Genomic DNA, 19,587 nt, shown 5'->3' with positions numbered 1-19,587 from the left:
ACCCCGTACCCCAGCGCCGACAACCGCTCCGCCACCCGCCGACCCGTCTTACCCGTACCACCCACCACCAGCACCACACCGGCATCGACCGGAAGGTCCACAACATCCTTGGCAACCACGGTGACCACTCCCCTCGGAGACGTCGAATCAACCTGCGGACCCGGGCCCGTCCGTGCGTCCCGTGCGTCCGTCCTCGTGTCCACCAGTCAATTCCACCGCGGGCCGGCGAGCCATAGCCCCCGCACTCACGTCCATGCGCGAGCGTCTACGTCCCTTCCGCAGCCCCGAAGTCCGAGGCCACCGCCCCTCCGCCACCCACCAGAACACAGCCGACCCGCCACGAACCACCGTGTTCCACCCGCTCTCCAGCGGCCCTCTAGCGCCCGCACAACGCCCCCACACACCGCCGCGCGCGGCCGCGACCGGCGGGCCCCGGCGCCGACTCCGGGCAGCCCGGGCGGACTCGGCGCGAACCCGGTGCCGCGGCCACGCGCTCCGGCCACGAACGGTCGACGCCCCACCGCGGCAGGTGGGCCCGGCGGCGGCACCGGGCCCACGACCCTTCCTCCCGTCGAGGTAAAGCCCTTCCGGGGGCGGGCCGTCGGCGAACGCCGGCGGTCAGTGGTGGGCCAGGACGGCGAGGTCCGCGCCGAAGCCGACGGCGAGCCGCCCGTCCGGGGCGACGGCCAGCCCGCGGATCCCGGCGGGGAAGGCGTACCCGCCGATCTGCCGGCCCGTGCCGGCGTCCCACACCCGCACGGTCCCGTCGTCCCCTCCCGCCGCGACGACGGGGCGGCCGTCCAGCAGGCCCACCGCCCCCGCCCGCACGTCACCGCCGGGCACCGCGAAGGACGGGCCCGCCGGCTCGCCCGTGGCCACGTCCCACAGCCGGACCGCCTCCGTCCTGCGCCCGGTCAGCAGGACGGAGCGGCCCCCGAGCGACTCCAGGGCCATGGCCCCGGACTGCTTCGGCCGCTCCCCGACCCACCGGCTCTCCACCAGGTCCCACACCCGCCCTTCCCAGGTGACGCCGACGAAGCGCCCCTCCACCACGGCGAAGAAGGTGATGGACGGGCTGGTGTACTCGCTCGTCGACCGCCCGTGCAGCGGTTCCCGGGTGGCGAGGTCCCAGATCCGCACCGTCTCCACGGAATCGCGGGCCAGGAGGGCGGGCCGCCCGTCCACCGCGCCCACCGCCAGCAGCCCCACCGCGGTGTCCCCGGCGGCGAGCGGCTCCCCCGGCTCCCCGCCGTCCAGGTCCCAGCACCGCACCCGGGCGTCCGCACCGCCGCTGAGGACGACGGGGCGGCCGTCCACGACGGCCGTGGTGACCGCGTGCACGGGGCCCGCGTGACCGGTCGACCAGGCACCCGCCCGCTGGTCGCCGTCGAGGTCCCAGACCCGGACCGATCGGTCCTCACCGCCGGTCAGGGCGAGGTGGCGCCCCTTCGCCACCGCCGTCGCCACTCCCCGCACCGCGCCCTGGTGGCCGATCAGCGGCAGGCGCAGGTGCGTGCGGGCAGACAGGTCCCAGACCTGGACCGGCCCCCTGCCCTCGAAGGCCACCACGGCGGCGGGGCGGCTCCCGAGCGTCGTCACGGCCGCCGCCGCCACGTACGCCGGGCCGGGCTCGCCCACCGGCTCGCCCGTGGCCAGGTCCCGGACGGCGGAGTCGAAGGTGGTGGCGCTGACGGCCAGCGGGACGGCGGCCTCAGGGTCCGTCGCCAGCAGGTGCGTCCTGGCGTTGAGCTCCATGGTGACGCAGCGGCGGTACCCCCCGCCGTCGCCCTCGTCGTCCTCGTCGTCCGCGTGGTCCTCCCGGTCACCCTCGGGCGCCTCGACGTGGTCGCCGCCGGCGCTCAACTCCCGCCCGGACAGCAGGTCCCACCGCCGGACGACCCCCTCGTCGTGACCGGTGACGGCGACGGGGCGGCCCTCCAGCACCGCCAGGGCCAGCGCGTGCACGCTTCCGGTCCGCACGGTCAGGAGCGCACCGCCGCCGGTGCGGTCGGCCAGGTCCCACACCCGCAGCATTCGGTCGGTGCCGCCGCTCACCACGACCGGCCGGCCGTCGACCAGTCCGGTGGCGAGCGCGTTCACCCACGAGTCGTCCGCGCCCCGGTGGGTGGCGACCAGTTCGCCCCCGGCGAGGTCCCAGACCAGGACCGTCCCCCGGGAGTGGCCGGTGACCGCCACGGGGCGGCCGTCCACCACCGCCGTGGCCAGCGCGCGGACCGCGCCCATGGAGCCGGTCGTGACCGCCCCGGCCTTCCCGCCGGTCACCACGTCCCACCAGGCCAGCGTGCCGTCCTCGCAGCCGACGACGGCGAGGGCTCGATCCGCCGCGACCACGCCCGCCACCGCGACCACCCCGGCCGGCGCGGGCACCGCGTACCGCAACCGGGAGTCCAGATCGGTACCGGTCGCCCACCGCACGCCCCAGGCCTCGCCGGGCCCGCCGGGCTCCCCGCCGGCCGTCACCGCGGCCAGGCTCCTCGCCAACTCCCGTCGTCCGTACCGGGCGGCGTCCAGCGCCAGCAGCTGCCGCCGCACCCGCGCCCCGGACTCCCGGTGCACGTGCCCAGACGCCCGGTACACGGCGGCGGCCGCCAGCTCCTCCGGCCCGACGGCCCCGTCCAGCGCCGCCACCACCTGCTCCGGATCGCCGTTCACCAACCACCCCGGATCGGCCAACCGCCCACCCGTAGCCCCGCCTTCACGGCCCGCGCCGTCCCCCGGAAAGTCATCGGTCATGCCCCGCACCCTACGGCCCGGCCCCGGGCCGCGCCCTGGCCGCACCCGGCCGCACCCGGGCCGCCCGAGGGAGGTAAAAGCAAAAGATTTGCTTTAAGAGCCCAGCGGACCCTACAGTCCACTAACGCAAACATTTCGCTTTTGTGGCGAGAGGGCTCCGCTGCTCCCGCCTCGACCGAAAGGAACGACCCGCCATGTCCACCGCCGGACTCACACCGCCGGAGGCGGCCCGCTGGGCCGCCCTCGCCGGTCTCCCGCTCGCCGCCGACCGGCACACCGCCGTCGCGACCACCGCGAACCACATCCGGTCCGTCGTCGCCGTCCTGCGCGAGCTGGACTTCGAGGACACCCCGCCCGCCGCCGCCTACCGCGCGGAAGGAGGAGGCCGCCGTGCAGCCGTATGAGCTCTCCCTCACCGCCGCCTCGGACGCGATCCGCTCCCGGCGGCTGTCCCCCGTCGAGCTGGTGGAATCGGTCCTCGCCCGCGTCGACCAGGTCGAGCCGCAGCTCGGCGCCTACGTCGCCGTCACCGCGGACCGGGCGCGCCGGGCCGCCCGCGCGGCCGAGCACGAGGTGGCGCACGGCCGGTACCGGGGGCCGCTGCACGGCGTCCCGATGGGGCTCAAGGACCTGATCGACATCGCGGGAACGCCCACCACCGCCAGCTCCCGGGTCCGTGCCGGCCACCGTGCCCGGGCCGACAGCACGGTCGCCGCCCGGCTGGCGGACGCCGGCGCGGTCCTGGTCGGCAAGACGCACACCCACGAGTTCGCGTACGGCCTCACCACCCCGCAGACCCGCAACGCCCGGGCCCACGACCGGATCGCCGGCGGTTCGAGCGGCGGGTCCGCGGTGGCCGTCGCCTCGGGAACCGCGACCTTCGCCCTGGGCACCGACACCGGCGGGTCGATCCGGGTGCCCGCCGCGCTCAACGGGGTCGTCGGCCTCAAGCCGACCTACGGGCTGGTGCCCCGACACGGCGTCACGTCGCTGTCCTGGTCGTTGGACCACGTCGGCCCGATCACCCGCACCGTCGAGGACGCCGCCACCGTCCTGACCGCCCTCGCCGGGCACGACCCGCGCGACCCGGCCTCGCTGGACGTGCCCGCCGCGGACTACCGGCCGGCGGACGACCCGGACCTGACGGGCCTGCGCATCGGCCTGCCCCGGACCCACTACTTCGACCACGTCGACCCGGAGGTGGAGAGCGCCGTCCGGCACGCCGTCGGGCACCTGGAGGCCCTCGGCGCGCGGCTGGTCGAGGTCGACGTCCCGATGACCCGCTACCTCCAGGCGACCCAGTGGGGCCTGATGGTGCCCGAGGCCACCGCCTACCACGAACGCACCCTGCGCACGGTGCCCGAGCTCTACCAGGCCGACGTCCGCGTCCTCCTGGAGGCCGGCGAGCTGCTGACCGCCGGGGACTACCTGCGGGCCCAGCGCTCCCGGACCCTGATGCGGCAGGAGTGGGCCCGCCTGTGGGAGACGGTGGACGTGATCGCCGCCCCGGCCGTCCCGCTGACCGCGGTGCGGGCGGGTGAGGAGACGGTCACCTGGCCGGACGGCACCACCGAAGGCGTCTCCGACGCCCTGGTGCGCCTCTCGGCACCCGCCAACATCACCGGGGTACCGGCCCTGACCGTCCCGGCCGGCCAGGACGCGGCGGACCTGCCGATCGGCCTGCAACTCCTCGGCCGCCCCCTCGGGGAGCACACCCTCCTGCGCGTCGGCCACGCCTTCGAGCGCACCCGCCCCACCCCCGCCCCGACACCGGCGGCCTGAACGCGCGGCGGCGTCGGCCGCTCCGGCGCCGACCGGCCGCGGGGCGGCTTCCGGTGGGAGCCGGATAGCCCACGAAGGACTCCGGTGGCAAGGGCGGACCCTACAACCGCGGCGGGGATCCTCCGTCGTGCTCTGGCACGGGCGGCGGTCGGCGGGGCGAAATACGATCACCGACGACGCACACCCCGGGCACGGTCACGGGGTCGCCGGCCGCGCCCCGCGTGCGGCCCACGGCGCCCCGTCATGCGCCCGGACGTCGCCCGTCCCGGGCGAGCAGGTCGGCCACCGGCGCCCCGCCGGCGGCCCGGCGGGCCTGTTCGATCGGCACGGCCGCACCCCACTGGAGAGGGCACCACCGCGTGAGCATGCAGCAGATCACCCCGAAGCAGCGGGGCTACCTGATCGTCAACTCCCACCCCACCGGCAGCGCGGCCGGTGTCGAGGAGCTCTGGGGGTCCATCGCCCCGGCCGCTCCCGCCGGGCGGGCACCGGTCGTCCTGGTGCTCGGTTCGAGCGCCGGGTACGGGCTGGCCATCCTGGTGGCGGGGCTGCGGCGTCTCGGCGTCCGCGGTGTCGGTGTCGGCTTCGAGGCGGCCGCCAACGAGCGGCGCACCGCGACCGCCGGCTGGTACCGCACCGCCGCGACCGCCGGGCTGGTCGAGCAGGCCGGCGGCGACTTCACCTTCGTCAACGCCGACGCCTACGCGGACGCCACCCGGGCGGAGGTGCTCGGGGTGCTGGCCGAGCACTACGGCCCGGTCGACTACCTCGTCTACTCGCTCGCCTCGCCGCGGCGCACGGACCCGGCGACCGGTGAGGTCCACCACTCGGTGATCAAGCCCGTCGGCGCGGCCTACACCTCCCCCTCGCTGCTCTTCCCGGACGGCCTCCCCGAGGTCGGAGCGGTCGACCTCGCCCCGGCCGACGAGGCGGAGCGCGCCGCGACGGTGAAGGTGATGGGAGGTGAGGACTGGCGGCTCTGGGTGCAGGCCCTCGCCGACGCGGACCTCCTGGCCGAGGGCTTCACCACCGCCGCGCTGTCCTACGTCGGCTCGGAGATCACCGCGCCGGTGTACCGGCAGGGCACCATCGGCGCCGCCAAGGAGCACCTGGAGGACACCGCCGGGCGGCTGCAGCGCGAGGTGCTGGGCGACCGGGGCCGGGCGTTCACCGTCGTCGCCGGGGCGGCCGTCACCCAGGCGTCCACCGCCATCCCGTCCATCGCCCTCTACACCTCCCTGCTGCGCAGCGTGCTCGGTGCGGACGGCTGGCGGACGACCGCCGACCAGGCCGTGGACCTGTGGGAGCAGCTGAGCGGGGCGAAGGCGCCGGTGCTGGACGAGCGGGGCCGGATCCGGCTGGACGGCTGGGAGCTCGACGCCGACGTGCAGGACGGGGTGCGGAAGCTGTGGGCCGACCCCGCGGCGGCGCTGGCCGCCGATCCGGACGCCCCGGCCTGGTTCTACAACCAGTTCCGGCAGCTGTACGGCTGGGACGTGCCCGGCGTCGACTACTCCGTCGAGGCGGAGGCGGTCGTCCCCTGGCCCGCCCGGCGGCGTTAGGACCTCGGCCGGGGTGGGCCGACATCAGCACCCGCCCAGGCCCACCCACACCCGCCCAGGCCCACCCGAGCCCGCCCAGGCCCGCCCAGGCCCGCCGCGGCCGGACGAGCCCCGGGTCACAGCCTCGCGGCCCCGGGTCACAGCCTCGCGTGGGCGCCGATGTCGGCGCGGAAGGCCTCGACCATCGCGGCGGTGACCGTCGGGCGGCTGGCGCCGATGGCGGCGAGGTGGTCGGCGGTGGTCGCCCCCGGGACGGCGTCGTCCCGTTCGAAGGCGGTCTGTGCCGCCATGCGCGCGGCGTGCTCGATGTCGGCGGGTGAGAAGCGGTCGCTCGCGGCGACGAGCGCGGGGACGTCCACGTCGGCGCGGTCGGTGTCGAGCGCGTAGCGCGACCAGATGGCGGCGCGGGCGTCCGGGTCGGGCGGGCCGATCGGGATGACGTAGTCGAAGCGGCCGGTGCGCAGGAAGGCCGGGTCGAGCGAGCGTACGGAGTTGGTGGCGCAGACCAGCAGGCGGCCGTCGCGTTCGCGGAAGCCCGGGATGAGCTTGAGCAGTTCGTTGGTCACCCCGTGCATCGCGCCGGCCTGCCCGGCCTCGCCGCGGACGGGGGCGATCTCCTCGACCTCGTCGATGAAGACCAGTACCCGTTCCAGCTCGCCGATGCACGCGAACGCGCTGCGCAGGGCGGCGGCGAGGTTGCCCTCGTCGGCGAGGCGGGAGGGCAGCAGTTCGACGAACGGCCAGCCCAGGCGGGAGGCGATGGCCCGGGCGAAGGTGGTCTTGCCGGTGCCGGGCGGGCCGAAGAGGGTGATCGCGCGCGGGGGCCGGACGCCGTGGCGGGCCGCGCGCTCGGGTTCGGCGAGGGGGAGCACGATCCGGCGTTCGATGAGCTCCTTCTCGGCGGTCATCCCGGCGACGCGCTCCCACAGGTCTCCGCCCAGGAGCCGACCGCCGAGTTCGTCGAGGGTGCCGGCCGCGGGGCCGGCGGCGGGTTCGGTCTTCTCGAAGTAGGCGGCGGCGGGCCGTCGTTGGTAGCCGGCGTTGTGCAGTCCTTCGCCGAGCAGTTCGTCCTCGGGCAGCACGTAGGCGATGCGCCGGACGCGGGCCTCGACCAGCCGTCGCTCCAGTTCGCGCAGGAGTGCGCTGGCCAGGCCCCGGCCGCGCCAGGGCGGGGCGATCGCCACGCGCATCACCCAGGCCCGCTCGCCCGTCCCGGCCAGCTGGGCGAGGGCGGCCCCGATCGGCGTGCCGTCGTGGACGGCGACGACGGCGGGCTGGCGCGCGGTGAGCGCGGTGATGCACTCGGCGAGCGAGAAGACGGATTCCTGCCCGAGGGCGGCGGTGCTGTCGATCAGGTGGACGACGGCGGCCAGGTCGTCCTCGCGGTAGTCGTGGATCAGCCAGTTCACGTGCGGCGCTCCCTGCGGCGTCCGGTGGTGCGGGTTGCGGCGAAGGTAGGCGGGCCCGGGCGGGCCCGTCGTGCGCCGCCCGGGACAACACGGTGTGGACGAACCGTACGGGGAGGCGTCTTGCGTTCGGGTGCGGTGGACCCCGTTCGCCGCACCCGGGCGGACTGCGGGCGACGCTCCCGTCAGCTCGCCTTCGGCCCGTCCTGGAACACCGCCTTGACGAGCTTGTCCATCACCTTCGGGAACACCTCCGCCGGGTTCAGCTCGGCGTCCCCGGTCGTCACCCCGGCGGTCAGCGTCCTGCTGCCGTCGGGGTTGCTGTACATCAGCGCGCCGTACCCGCCCGGGGCGCCGCCGTTGTGGTGGTAGACGGTGCCGCCGGTGTCCGGGCCCAGGTCCTGGACGAACAGCCCGAGGCCGTAGCCGAGCGGCCCGTGCGGCGTGCGCATCTCGGCCAGCAGCGGCGCCGGCAGCAGCGTGCCGCCGTTCAGCGCGGAGATGAAGGTCTGGAGGTCCCGGGTGGTCGAGTACATGCCGCCGGCGCCGAACAGGAGGGAGAGGTTCTGGCGGGAGACGTCGGCGACCTTCCACTCCTCGCCGTCCTGGTAACGGTAGTAGCCGTGGGCGTGCGGCTCCGGGAGGTCCGTGACGTCGCCCGACAGCACGGTGTCCCGCAGTCCGAGCGGCCCGAGGATCCGCCGCTGCATCTCCTCGCCGTAGGGGCGGCCCGCGAGCCGCTCGATCAGCAGCGCGGCCAGCGTGTAGTTGGTGTTGGAGTAGCTGAAGCCCGCCCCCGGCTCGAACCGCGCAGGCTTGGAGAGGGCGAGCGCTATCAGCTCCTGCGGCCGGTAGCTGCGCAACCGGGTGTCCACCCACTCCTTGCCGGTGGCGGGGACGCCCAGCACGATCGTGCCGTCCTCGTAGTACTCGCCGGTGTAGTTGAACAGCCCGCTGGTGTGCTGCAGCAGCATCCGGACCGTGATCCGCCCGTCCAGCCCGAACTCGGACAGGTGGTCGGCCACCGGGTCGTCCAGGCCGATCCTCCCCTCGGCCACCAGCTGCAGCACCGCGGTCGCGGTGAAGGTCTTGACGACGCTGCCCGTCCAGAACCGGCCGTCCGTCGGCGGTTCGGCACTCTCGCCGAGCTCGCGCACCCCGGCGCTGCCGACCCACTCGCCGCGCTCGTCGTGCACCCTCAGCTGCACCCCGGCGAAGCCGGCGTCGACCGCTTCCTGGATCGCCTGCTGCAGTTCGGGGCGGGGGTCGATCGTCTGCATGATGCTTCTCCCGTGCTTTGCGCTTCGTGTTTCTGACAACGGAAAAGCTACGTTGCTTTCCAGATGCCAACAACCCACTCGTTGCGCAAAACTGACATACACGCAGGTCATGGCCGTGAAATCGTTGCAGAGGCTCTAAATCTAACGCAACGACAGCTGGCGATTCATTGCAATGGATGAAGACTGAACGCTCTGCGTGGAGCGGGCCCTCCCACTCCGGGGCCGAACAGCCCTCCGGCTCCCGGCGCGAGCGCCGGGAGCCGGAGGGCTGTTGCCGCGGTGCCGCCGCTACCGCGACCTCCTCCTGAACACCACGAGTCCGAGGCCGAGAGCCGCGGTGACCAGCGCGATGACGGCCAGCCGGGTGCCGTCGGTGGTCGTCCCCGTCCCGGGCAGCGGTCCCGGGTGCGGGGACGTGCTGGGGTGCGCCGGGTGTGAACCGGAGTGGGAGTGCGTCGGAGTCGGGTGGGGCGAGGGGCTGGGCGACGGGCTCGGCGAGGGGCTCGGCGAGTGCGAGTGCGTCGGCGACGGGCTCGGCGAATGTGAGTGCGTCGGCGACGGCGAAGAGCTCGGCGACGGCGACGGGCTCGGCGACGGCGGGTTCACGGGGAACTCGTTGGTGAAGGTCACCGCCCCCTGGTCACCCACCTGGACCGTTCCCGCGGGTGTCCCCGGGTCGGTGTCCTCGACGGTGACGACGGCGTTCGCCGGCGGGTCGACCTCGGTCACCGTGCACCGCGCCCCGGCGGGCACCCCGATGGTGCGGTGTCCGTCCGCGTCGAGGGTGAACCGGGCGTCCTCCGGCGGCAGGGTGACGGGCAGTTCCCGGCCGTCGGCGTCGAGGAGCACGCAGGTGACCGCGAAGGCGTACGGGCCGGAGCCGGTGCCCTTCACCTTCTTGTCGACGGTCAACCGGGCCCGGCGGAAGGTGTTGACGGCGGTGACGGCGACGGTCCGGCCGGTGCCGATGACGACCGCCGTGTCCGGCGAGTGGTGGTCGACGGCGTGCGTCGTGGCTCCGCCGGTGCGGCTCTCGGTGGCCCAGCAGCGGGCCCCGGCCGGCAACGGGTACCCGAGGTCGTCGATCTCGCGCTCGCCCGCGCCGTCGAGCGTGTACGGGCGCCGGTCCACGAGGGTGCGGACGGAGCCGTTCCCGGAGGCGACGGTGCAGGTCAGGAGCAGGGTGAAGCTGCGGTCCCGGGCGAACTCGGCCGCGTCGCCGGTGACCTGCTTGACCAGCTTGAGGCCGCCGGTGGTGAAGGTGTTGGTCGCGGTGACGGTGATGTCGGGGTTCGCGGTGGTGACGACCGCCGCGTCGGCGAAGCCGCCGTGGTCGACCGCGGCGTCGGTCGCACCCGCCTTGTCCGGCTCCTCCGCCCAACAGCGCGCCCCGATGGGCAGGTCCGGGATGCGGATGCTCCCGCCCGCCTTGAGGTCGTAGCGCTTGCGGACGACGAAGGCGACGGCCGGTGCGCCGTCGGTCCCCTCCGCCTCGCGGACGCAGGTGACGCGGAGGCTGAAGACGGCGTCCCGCACGTACGGGGCGTCGGCAGGGGCGCCGGTGACCTCCTTGGTGACGGTCAGGGTGCCGAGCGAGAAGGTGTTGGTGACGTCGACGACCACGGTGTCGACCGGGCCGCCGCCGGGCCGGACGGTCACCGGGCCGACCGGGGGCGGAGTGCTGTCGGCACCCGCGGTGTCGGTCTCGGTGACGGTGCACTCGGCGCCGGCGGGCAGGTCGTCGACGGTCCCGGTGAGGCCGGGGGCCTTGAGGGCCAGGCCGCGGACGACCGCGTCCGGCTTCCCGTCGAAGGAGCAGGCGATGCGGAAGCGGAACGTGCGGTCGGCGTACCGGGTGCCGGGGCCGTCCAGCTTCTTGGTGACGCGCAGGGATCCGGTCGGGAAGTCGTTGGTGACGGTGAGGCCGGCGGCCTTGCCGGGGACGGAGTCGACGACGGCGGTGCCGGTGCCGCCGCCCGCGGAGTCGGTGGCGCTGACGGTGACGGTGGTGGCGCCGCCGGCGGCGGGTTCGGTGGCGGTGCAGCGCGCTCCGCCGGGGACGTGGTCGAGGGACTGGAGGCCCTCGCCCGCGAAGACCAGGTCCTTGGGGAAGCCCGTCAGGGGCTGTCCGGCGAGGGTGCAGTCGACCCGGACGGTGAAGGGGCCCTTGCCGACGTCCTTGGCGGCCGCACCGGTGACGGCCTTGCGGATCCGCAGGCTCGCGGTGCGGTACTCGTTGCTGATGACCAGGTGCTGCCCCTCCTGGTCGGGGGTGGCCGGGGTGATCACCACCTGCTGGGCGTTGGCCTCGCCGAGGCTGGGGCTGGTGGCTCCGGCGGGGTCGGTCTCCCAGACCCGGCAGGTCGCTCCGGCGGGCACGCCGACCAGCGCCATGGGCGTGTACGGGGTGATGTCCCAGGTGCCTTCGCGGACGGTCCGGGCCGGGCCGCCCTCGGGGGTGACGGTGCACCGGTAGGCGAGGGTGTAGGGGCCGGGCGGCAGGCCCTCGGGCAGGCCGGTGACGGCCTTGTCGACGCGCAGGTTGCCGAAGCGCATGCCGATGCCGACCTTGGGCGGCTCCGTGGTGGGGAGGTCCTCGGGGGCGCCGTCGCGCACGACGGTCTCGGAGTGCGCGAAGGAGTTCCAGGCGATCGACGGGTCGTGCGGCTGGGTGAGGTCGACCGGCGCGGACATCGGCAGGCTGATGAACACCTCCGCGCCGGGCTTGAGCAGCGGGTCGAAGCCGATGCCCAGCTCGATCCCGGTGGCGTCGGGGGTGAACGCGTCCTGCCAGTTGCCGGGCTCGCACGCACGGCCGGGCGTCCGGACGGTGGCGCCGCAGGGGCTGGTCACGGTGGAGTACCGGGTGGTGAGGGCGCCGGGGCCGGTGAGGACGGGGGCGCCGGCGAGGGCCGGGCGGGGCTGCCACTCGGTGCCGCGCTGCTGGTCGCCGAGGAGGACCCCGGTGTCGCCCTGGTGCGGGAGGACGTCGAGCAGCCTGATCCGTTCGGCCGGCTCGGTCCCGGTGTTGACCGCGTGGATCAGGTATTCGTACTTCTGGCCGGGCAGCACGAGCGCGGTGCAGGGGTACTGGGTGTAGGTCCGACCGCCCTGCCGGAGGACGGGGCAGCCGGGTGAGTCGGTGGCCGCGTAGCTGCGGGTGGCCGCGTTGTAGAAGCCGAGGCCGGGATCGCCGGTGACCCACTTGGCGGCTTCGAACGCGGTGCCGGCCAGGGTGCTGATCTCGGCGCGGGACGTGCAGTAGGTGCCCGGCCCGAAGTCGGCGGTGTCGTCGACCGCCTTGCCGTCGCGGTCGGAGTCGTGTCGGCAGTCGAGGTCGGGCCGGGCTCTGGAGCCGGCCCCGGCGGTGTTCTGGACGACGGTGTCGCCCGGGACGCCGGGGGCGAGCCGAACCTGGAAGGTGATCCTGATCTCGGCGCCGGGGAGCAGCGTGAATCCGCTGAAGTCCCAGACGGCCTTGGTGATGCGGCCGGTGGCGTCGCGCTGCGGCTGGTAGGCGGGTGCGGGGGGCGGGTTGGTGCCCGGTCCGCTCGCGGTGATCCGGAAGGGCAGTCCACCGGCGCCGGCGTAGGTCTCGTCGAAGCGCAGCAGCGCGGGGACGGGGTCGGCGACGACCGGGTCGGGCAGCGGGCCGGTGCCGGTGTTGCGGACGGTGATGGTGAAGGGCGCGCTCTCGCCGGGGCCGATCCGGCTGTCGGGGGTCTTGGTGACGGCGATCCTGGCCGTGCCCTCCTCGAGGGTGAGGGTGGCGGTGCTGTCGCCGAAGGGGAAGAGGGTGCCGGGCTGCTGGAGGCTGCTCTCGCCGGCGGCGCGGGCCGTGTCCCGGAGGGTCCCGGGCACCTGGGTGGCCGGGTCGGAGCGCAGGGTCGCGCGGGCGGCGACCTTGAGGCAGACGGTGGCCTGCGGGCAGGGGCCGTCGGGGTGGTAGCCGGCGCCGGGGGTGAGCACGTGGCCGCCGCCGGATCCGGTGAAGGTGAAGCGCAGGCCCCTGACGTCGCCGGCGTCGACGCCGGCGGGCAGGGCGGGTGTGGTGTCGCCGGTCGGGGTGCCGGTGGTCCAGCCGGCGGCGGGTGTGTCGCAGGCGGCGGTGCAGGCGTCCACCCGGACGCGGTCCGCGCCGGGCGGGAAGCTCACTCCGGCGATCCGCAGGAGGTCGACGGCGTCGAAGAAGTCCGCGTCGGTGTCGGTGACGACGAGCTGCCGGAGGTTGGTGTTGCCGGTGTTCTCGGCGCGGATCCTGAGGTCGACCTCCGGCCGGGGGACGCCGGGCAGGGTGCGGGCGACGGTGGAGGGGGCGAGGCTCTTCTGGACGGATCCGCCGGTGCGGGCGGGGGCGGTGGTGGTGTCCTCGTGGGTGCAGGCGGGGCCGCCGACCGGGTTGCCGCCGCTGGTGATCTGCATGCAGTTGCGGAAGCTCCGGCCGTCCGGCACGCCGTCGCGGCGTACGACGGTCACGGTGACGATCAGTCGGCCGTGCGGGGCCAGGTCACCGTCCACACGGGCGCGGACGCCCCGGGCGCGGTCCAGCAGGGCCCGGTCGGCGGCGTCGTACGGGACCCACCCGCGGGCGGTGGGGTCGTACACCTCCAGCTGGACGGGCAGTCCGTAGGGGTAGCGGTAGGAGACGGTCAGGTCGGTGAGCCCGGCGGCGTCGAAGACGGTGCCGCTCGCGGTGGGGTCGGCCGGGTCGGTGATCGCCGGCCGGGCCATCGGGCCGTTGCCCTCGTTCGCCAGGTCGAGGGTGAAGGTCACCGGCTGGCCGGGCGGCAGGTCGTTCTGGCTGGCCGTCTTGGACTGGCGGACGTCCGTCCTCGGGTCCTCGACCGGCAGGGACCGGCAGGCGGTGGAGGTCCCTTCCCCGGCCCCGTTCACGGGGTTGCCCGCGGTGGCGTCCACGCAGTTGCGCACGCCGTCCCTGGTGTCGTCGGCGGTGACCCGGTCGTTCAGCGTGCCGTGCAGGGCCAGGCCGGCGGCCGCGTTCGGCGCGATGGTGCCCAGGCCGGTGGCGTCGGTGCCGGTGAAGGTGGCCGACACCCGGCTCGGGGGGCTGCCGGGCGGGCACCCGGTGGCGGGGAGGTCCTGGGTGGTCGGCGGCTGGGCGAGGCTGACGGCGGCGGGCGTGCTGCCGTCCCGGCAGGTCACCCGCACCGTGGCGGCGCTCGCGCCGGCGGGGAAGGTCACCCGCAGCCTGCCGACGTCCACCTTGTCGAACGCGCTCGGGGTGTGCGTCGAGGGCTCGGTGACGGTGATGGAGGCGACCGGGAAGGAGGCGGTGTTGCGGCCGGTGGCGAGCACGGTGACGGGGGCCCGGGTGCCCAGGACGGCGCTGCCGTCGGCGGTGAAGTCACCGTCGGTGTCGGAGAAGAACTCCTTGCCCGCCTCGACGGTGGCGATGTTGGGCAGGATGTCGTAGTCGGCGCAGGCCTGTTCACCCGTCACCTTCCCGGCGACCGGGTCCTCGGCCGTGGTGGCGGCGCAGTTGCGGACGCTCTGGCGGGTGGTGGGCGCGAGCGGCTGACCGGTCGAGCGGACGGTGTCCCGCAGCTTCAGGTGCAGCGGCACCTCCCCGCCCTCCCGGTCGTACGGGAGCGGTGTGCCGCCGGAGCCGGTGAACTCCAGCCGCACCCCGGTCACCGAGCCGGCCGGGGCCTGACCCGGCAGCTGGAGGTCGGGGCCCGCGGTGGGCGGCCCGGCCAGGTACTCGTCCGCCGCGCACGGCGAGCCGACGGGCTTGGTGCACACCAGGACCCGCACCCGGTCGGCACCGGCCGGGAACCGGGTCACCGGCCCGACGCCGGTGAGGTCGAAGTGGTCGAACGTGGCCGGGGTGTCGTCCTCGACGGTGAGCCGGGACACCGCCGCCGAGGTGGACGATCCGTTGCGCACCCCGAGCGTGACGGTGCTGTCGGCGCGCGACTGCGCCACGGCGGACCCGTCGGCCCACTTCTTGCTCGTGACCGGCCGCACGACCCGCGGGATCCGCACCGTGACGTCGGCGCCGTCCTCGGCCGGGGAGGCGTTGTCGGCCTTGATCGTCGCCGTGTTCCGGACGGTCGCGCCGTCCTGCAGGGTGGTCTCCTTCGGCACCCGCATCCCGATCGGGAGGTTGCGGCTGGCGCCGGCGGGCAGCCCGGTGCTGCCGGCCGGCGCCGGCGGGCTCGGCAGCGGTTCGGCGAAGGTGATGGTCAGCTTCCGCGTCGAGGCGTCGTAGACGACCGTGCGGGTGTCGGTGGTCCTCGGCAGCGAGGTGATGTCGAACTCCGCCGGCAGGACGTCCTCGATCACCGGGTTGACGCAGGAGGTGGTGAGCGAGGAGCAGCTCGCCGTGAGCTCGTAGGAGAACACCCCGCCGGCCTCCACCGGCATCGTCGCGCCCGTCACCCGCTTCTGGATCCCGACCACCGCGTCACCCGCGGCCCGCGCGGCGCCCGCCCTCTCCCCGCCCGACGGCCGCCCGCTCGGCGGGGGCCCGGCGGACGCCCCACCCGCCAGGGTGACGGCGAGGAGCCCGCCGATCGCTGATGGAACGACCACTGGCCAGAGCCTGGCGAAAGCCGGTCGAACGAACATGGGACCCCTCATCGGCGGTGGCACGACTCACACGGACGGGGCACATGATGTAACGGTCCAGTGACATGATGTGACTAATGCACGCGTGTCGCGCCCTTGATCAACCGATCAGCCGCCCACCCTCAGCCATCCGGCACCCCGCCCGCGACGCCCGCCACTCCCCTGAGCCACCCCCGGTGGCACCGCCCCCGAGAACCACCCGAGACACCCTCACCGCGGGAAGGCCCTGCCCGCCCCTCCCCCGTCCCGTCTCATCCCGCGCGTTCCGGACCAGCATCCGGGGCGGACAGCACGTCGAGCGCGTGGCCGATCGCCTCGCGCAGGGCGTCGTGTTCGGGGCCGAGCGCGCTCGCCGGGTCGCGCCAGTTCTCCGCGGGGTACCGCCACACCGGGTGGCGCACGAGGTCCGGGCTCTCCCATTCGAACCGGGGCCACACATGCGCGTGCAGGAAGCCGTCGGTGTTGCCGAGGATCTCCAGGTTCACGCGCCGGAACTCCGGGTCCAGCCGCCGGCAGGCCCGCTCCACGGCCTCACCCAGCCGGTCCATGTCCGCGAGGAAGGCCAGCCTCTTGCTCCGCGGCAGTTCGGACAGGCGCTGCACGTCGGGCTCGTCCACCAGGAGAACCGAATACCCCGGCAGGAACTGCACGTCACCGATCACCGCGAACCCGGCGTCGAGCCGCCGCAGCACGGTGGGGTTCGTGCCGTTCAGCGCACTGCCGATCCTGTCGTCCCGCCAACTCTCGACCATGACGGAAGACCCTATCCGCGCGTGGCCGGAGAGGACCCGGCCGGTCGGCTCGCGATGCTCGCCGCCGCCGTACGGGTCGAGTGCTGAACGCCGAGTGCCGAGCAGAAGTGGCGTGCAGCGCCGACCGGGGCGGCGGCCCGGGCGTCGTTCCCACCGAAGGGCTCCGTTTCGGTCCGGCCCGTCAGCCTGCCGCCACCGATGCCGCAGGAGCGGCCCGGACGGGCGTGGTGCGCAGGTTGACGAGGCGCAGCCCGCCCGGCTGGCGGGCGGGGGGGGCGGCGCGAGGGCGCCGGACGGCGTGAGGGCGGCGGACGGCCGGGGGATCGCCGTCGTCGGCCAGGACGTCCTGCGGCGCGACGTGCTGCGGGAGCGCGACGTCGCGGGTGGGGCGAACGTCGGCCTGATCGACCTGGTCGCCCGTCACGCCCTCGACCACGGCTTCCACGTCGTCGTCGAGGGCATCCTCGCCGCCGACCGCTACGGCCCCATGCTGGCCCGGCTCGTCGCCCCCCGGCGCTGGGGGGCTTGCGCCTGGGGCGCGCGGAGCTCGGGCAGATCGCGCGGAGCCCGTGGTGGTGCCGGCACCGGTGATCTCGGAGAACCGCGTGCGTTCGGTGTCAGAGTTTGAACATCGTGGCGTAGGGCTGGGCAATGCGTTCCTGCCGCGATCCGAAGTCGACGAGCACCGCGATGGCGCTGTCGCCTTCGACACCGATCGCCCGGCCGAGGCCGTACGTGTCGTGGGTGACGCGGTCACCGACGGCGAAGTGCTTGCGCGGTGCTTCAATCGGGGCTTTGAAGGGGCTGGCGGGCAGGACACGGCGGACTGCTGGAGATTTCTTCATCCCCCGCAGTATGCGCCGAAAATCGCGGGAGCGCGCCTTCTTCGCGCACTCGATTCCGGAGTGCCTCCGGCCGGCCGGTGGGCGTGGCACGTCGCTTTCGCGGGCCCGCCGCGCCGGGGGAAGGATCGTCGCCTACGCGGCTCGCCCTCCCCGGGGAGCGACCGACCGGTGCCCGAAGGTGGCGGATGATATTCCCAACTAGGTTGCCAGGTAGTCACTTTGAAAGCACTACTACCTAGTGACCAGCGCCTCCCGGCAAGGGCGGCCGCAGAACCGGGGTCGGAACATCCACCCACGGCGGGCCCGGGCCTGCTAGAGTCGTTGTAGTTGCAGTAGTGGTTCCCATGAACTTTGTGTGCGCCTGCTGATGTATTCGCAGGCGCATTTTTGTGTCCCGGCTCTTCCCCGGGTGGGTGCTCATCGCGGCGACTCGGAGCGCGCACTGTGCGCGCTCCGGACAGCCCCTCTAAGGAGATTTCTTTATGGCTAATGGCACTGTGAAGTGGTTCAACGCGGAAAAGGGCTTCGGCTTCATCGAGCAGGAGGGCGGCGGCGCCGACGTCTTCGCCCACTACTCGAACATCAACGCCAACGGCTTCCGTGAGCTGCTCGAGGGCCAGAAGGTCGAGTTCGACGTCACGCAGGGCCAGAAGGGCCCGCAGGCCGAGAACATTCGCCCGCTGTAGTACTTCTGCCACGGCACCCGCCTGGTAGCGAGGGGCCCGCACCGCGTACACGATGCCCGGTGCGGGCCCCTCGGCATTGCTCCGCCCTGCACGTCCCCGGCCTTTCAGGCCCCTTGGCTCCGCCACCGGCGGCCATCCCCACGCGAGACGAGCAGCGCCGCGTCCGGACCGCCGCCCCTGCCGTGACATCCCACGGTTCGAGGATCTCCGTTCCCGCCCCGGCGGTGAGCGCCGACCCGAAGTGACGTGCCGAACGGGTTTCACCGTCCACGCCCCGCGCTCCACACTCTTCGGCCCGTTCCTCGCGACCTCCTGCCGGCGCCCCGCGCCGCGGATCCGCCTCGCGACGTGCCACCCCCAGGAGGTTTCCCGTGAACCGCTCCCACCGCTCCCAGTACCAGAACGCCGACTTCCGTTCCTCGGCCTCCTCCCGATCCGCCGGCGCCGCCTACGGCTCCCGCTCCCGCGGCGGCTCCTTCTACGGGGACCGGCCGTCCGGTGGCGGCCGGAGCAGTCGTCAGGGCGGCGCCCCCCAGGGCGAGTTCTCGATGCCGGTGAGCACCACCCCGGCGTTGCCCGCAGTCGAATCGTTCGACGAGCTGGACATGCCCGAGGCCCTGCAGTCGGTACTGATCCGCCAGGGCGTCACCACGCCGTTCCCGATCCAGGCCGCGACACTGCCGAACTCGCTGGCCGGACGTGACGTCCTCGGACGCGGACGAACTGGATCCGGCAAGACCATCGCGTTCGGTCTCGCGGTCCTGGCCCGCGTCGCCGGCCATCGCGCCGAGCCTCGCCGCCCGCTGGCCCTGGTGCTGGTCCCCACCCGCGAGCTCGCGCAGCAGGTGACCGACGCCCTCACTCCGTTCGCGCACGCCGTGCGGTTGCGGATGGCGGCCGTGGTGGGCGGGATGTCGATCAGCCGCCAGGCTCAGGCGCTCAACCGCGGGGCGGAGGTCGTGGTGGCCACCCCCGGCCGGCTCAAGGACCTGATCCAGCGCGGCGACTGCCGGCTCGACGGCGTCGGCGTCACCGTACTCGACGAGGCCGACCAGATGGCCGACATGGGCTTCCTGCCCCAGGTCACCGAACTCCTCGAACAGGTCGCCGCGGACGGGCAGACGATGCTGTTCTCCGCCACCCTGGACCGCAACGTCGACCGCCTGGTGCGGCGCTTCCTGAAGGACCCGGTCACGCACTCGGTGGACCCGTCCGCGGCTGCGGTCAGCACCATGGAGCACCACGTGCTGCAGGTGCAGAACTTCGACAAGAACGCCACGATCGCCCACATCGCCTCCCGCGAGGGCGGGGTGATCATGTTCACCGACACCAAGCACGGCGCGGACAGCCTGGTCGAGGACCTGCTCGCGAACGGGGTCAAGGCCGCGGCCCTGCACGGCGGCAAGTCCCAGCCCCAGCGCACCCGCACCCTGGAACAGTTCCGCACCGGCCAGGTGACCGCGCTGATCGCCACCAACGTCGCCGCCCGCGGCATCCACGTCGACGGGCTCGACCTCGTCGTCAACCTCGACCCGCCGAGCGACCACAAGGACTACCTGCACCGCGGCGGCCGCACCGCCCGGGCCGGCGAGTCCGGCACCGTCGTCACCCTCGTCCTGCCCAACCAGCGCCGCGCGACGGCCCGCCTGATGGCCACCGCCGGCATCACCCCCGTCACCACCAGGGTCACCGCCGGCGACGAGGAGCTCGCCCGCATCACCGGCGCCCGCGTCCCCACCGGCGTGCCCGTCGCCATCCCCGACCCGGTCGTCGAACGCCCCCGCCGCAACGCGGCCACGAACCGCGGCCACCGCGGACGCCCCGCCCCCACCGGCGGCGAGACTCGCGCCAACGGTGCGAGCCGCGGCGCCCGGGGCTCCTCCGGCCGCCGCCGGACACCCAGGCGCATCGCCCTCGCGGCCTAGCGGC

The 19,587-nt window shown here is 74.3% G+C and carries 11 protein-coding genes and 1 pseudogene; 6 read left to right on the top strand and 6 right to left on the bottom strand.

Going from position 1 to position 19,587, the window contains the following annotated elements:
• Positions 1–618: 618 nt before the first annotated feature.
• Positions 619–2,673, bottom strand: coding sequence for a hypothetical protein (locus tag AB0N04_RS10390; RefSeq protein ID WP_363363947.1), 2,055 nt, complete (start codon positions 2,671–2,673; stop codon positions 619–621).
• Between the two features lie 275 nt (positions 2,674–2,948).
• Between AB0N04_RS10390 and AB0N04_RS10385 the strand changes: the two genes are divergently transcribed.
• The 3 genes from AB0N04_RS10385 to AB0N04_RS10375 all read left to right on the top strand — a co-directional run bounded on the left by AB0N04_RS10385 (position 2,949) and on the right by AB0N04_RS10375 (position 6,098).
• Positions 2,949–3,158, top strand: coding sequence for a hypothetical protein (locus AB0N04_RS10385; RefSeq protein WP_360222319.1), 210 nt, complete (start codon positions 2,949–2,951; stop codon positions 3,156–3,158).
• Positions 3,145–4,536 carry an amidase gene (locus AB0N04_RS10380; RefSeq protein WP_360222322.1) on the top strand — a complete coding sequence of 464 codons (1,392 nt, stop codon included), beginning with the start codon at positions 3,145–3,147 and terminating at the stop codon, positions 4,534–4,536. Before AB0N04_RS10385 ends, AB0N04_RS10380 begins: the two co-directional genes overlap by 14 nt.
• A 365-nt stretch (positions 4,537–4,901) precedes the next feature.
• Positions 4,902–6,098 carry an enoyl-[acyl-carrier-protein] reductase FabV gene (locus AB0N04_RS10375; RefSeq protein ID WP_360222343.1) on the top strand — a complete coding sequence of 399 codons (1,197 nt, stop codon included), beginning with the start codon at positions 4,902–4,904 and terminating at the stop codon, positions 6,096–6,098.
• A 137-nt stretch (positions 6,099–6,235) separates the two neighbouring features.
• On the opposite strand, the gene AB0N04_RS10370 is transcribed toward AB0N04_RS10375, so the two are convergent.
• From AB0N04_RS10370 to AB0N04_RS10355, 4 genes are all read right to left on the bottom strand, one after another.
• Positions 6,236–7,507: a bifunctional GNAT family N-acetyltransferase/ATP-binding protein gene (locus tag AB0N04_RS10370; protein ID WP_360222325.1), complete on the bottom strand. Its 1,272-nt coding sequence runs from the start codon at positions 7,505–7,507 to the stop codon at positions 6,236–6,238.
• 182 nt (positions 7,508–7,689) lie between these two features.
• Positions 7,690–8,784 carry a serine hydrolase domain-containing protein gene (locus tag AB0N04_RS10365; RefSeq protein WP_360222328.1) on the bottom strand — a complete coding sequence of 365 codons (1,095 nt, stop codon included), beginning with the start codon at positions 8,782–8,784 and terminating at the stop codon, positions 7,690–7,692.
• A 288-nt stretch (positions 8,785–9,072) separates the two neighbouring features.
• Positions 9,073–15,207 carry a DUF5979 domain-containing protein gene (locus tag AB0N04_RS10360; protein ID WP_360222331.1) on the bottom strand — a complete coding sequence of 2,045 codons (6,135 nt, stop codon included), beginning with the start codon at positions 15,205–15,207 and terminating at the stop codon, positions 9,073–9,075.
• A gap of 419 nt (positions 15,208–15,626) precedes the next feature.
• Positions 15,627–16,127, bottom strand: a complete 501-nt coding sequence (locus AB0N04_RS10355) for a diadenosine tetraphosphate hydrolase (RefSeq protein WP_360222334.1) — start codon at positions 16,125–16,127, stop codon at positions 15,627–15,629.
• Between the two features lie 295 nt (positions 16,128–16,422).
• On the opposite strand from AB0N04_RS10355, the pseudogene AB0N04_RS10350 reads away from it, so the two are divergent.
• Positions 16,423–16,635, top strand: a pseudogene (locus AB0N04_RS10350) (kinase); the annotation flags it as partial.
• A 109-nt stretch (positions 16,636–16,744) separates the two neighbouring features.
• Here the strand turns inward: AB0N04_RS10350 and AB0N04_RS10345 are convergent.
• A complete protein-coding gene (locus AB0N04_RS10345) occupies positions 16,745–16,972 on the bottom strand; it encodes a hypothetical protein (RefSeq protein ID WP_360222337.1) in 228 nt (75 codons plus the stop codon).
• Positions 16,973–17,454: 482 nt separating this feature from the next.
• Here AB0N04_RS10345 and AB0N04_RS10340 point away from each other — a divergent pair, with 482 nt between their 5' ends.
• Both AB0N04_RS10340 and AB0N04_RS10335 read left to right on the top strand, forming a co-directional pair.
• Positions 17,455–17,658: a cold-shock protein gene (locus tag AB0N04_RS10340; protein ID WP_035850027.1), complete on the top strand. Its 204-nt coding sequence runs from the start codon at positions 17,455–17,457 to the stop codon at positions 17,656–17,658.
• A gap of 371 nt (positions 17,659–18,029) precedes the next feature.
• Positions 18,030–19,583 (top strand): DEAD/DEAH box helicase, encoded by a 1,554-nt coding sequence (locus AB0N04_RS10335; protein ID WP_363363940.1) that lies wholly within the window; start codon positions 18,030–18,032, stop codon positions 19,581–19,583.
• Positions 19,584–19,587 lie beyond the last annotated feature (4 nt).

This window comes from Kitasatospora sp. NPDC051702 (genome assembly GCF_040681575.1).
Lineage (GTDB): Bacteria > Actinomycetota > Actinomycetes > Streptomycetales > Streptomycetaceae > Kitasatospora.
Note: the sequence above shows the minus strand (reverse complement) of the source record. Positions and strands in the feature narration are given on the sequence as shown.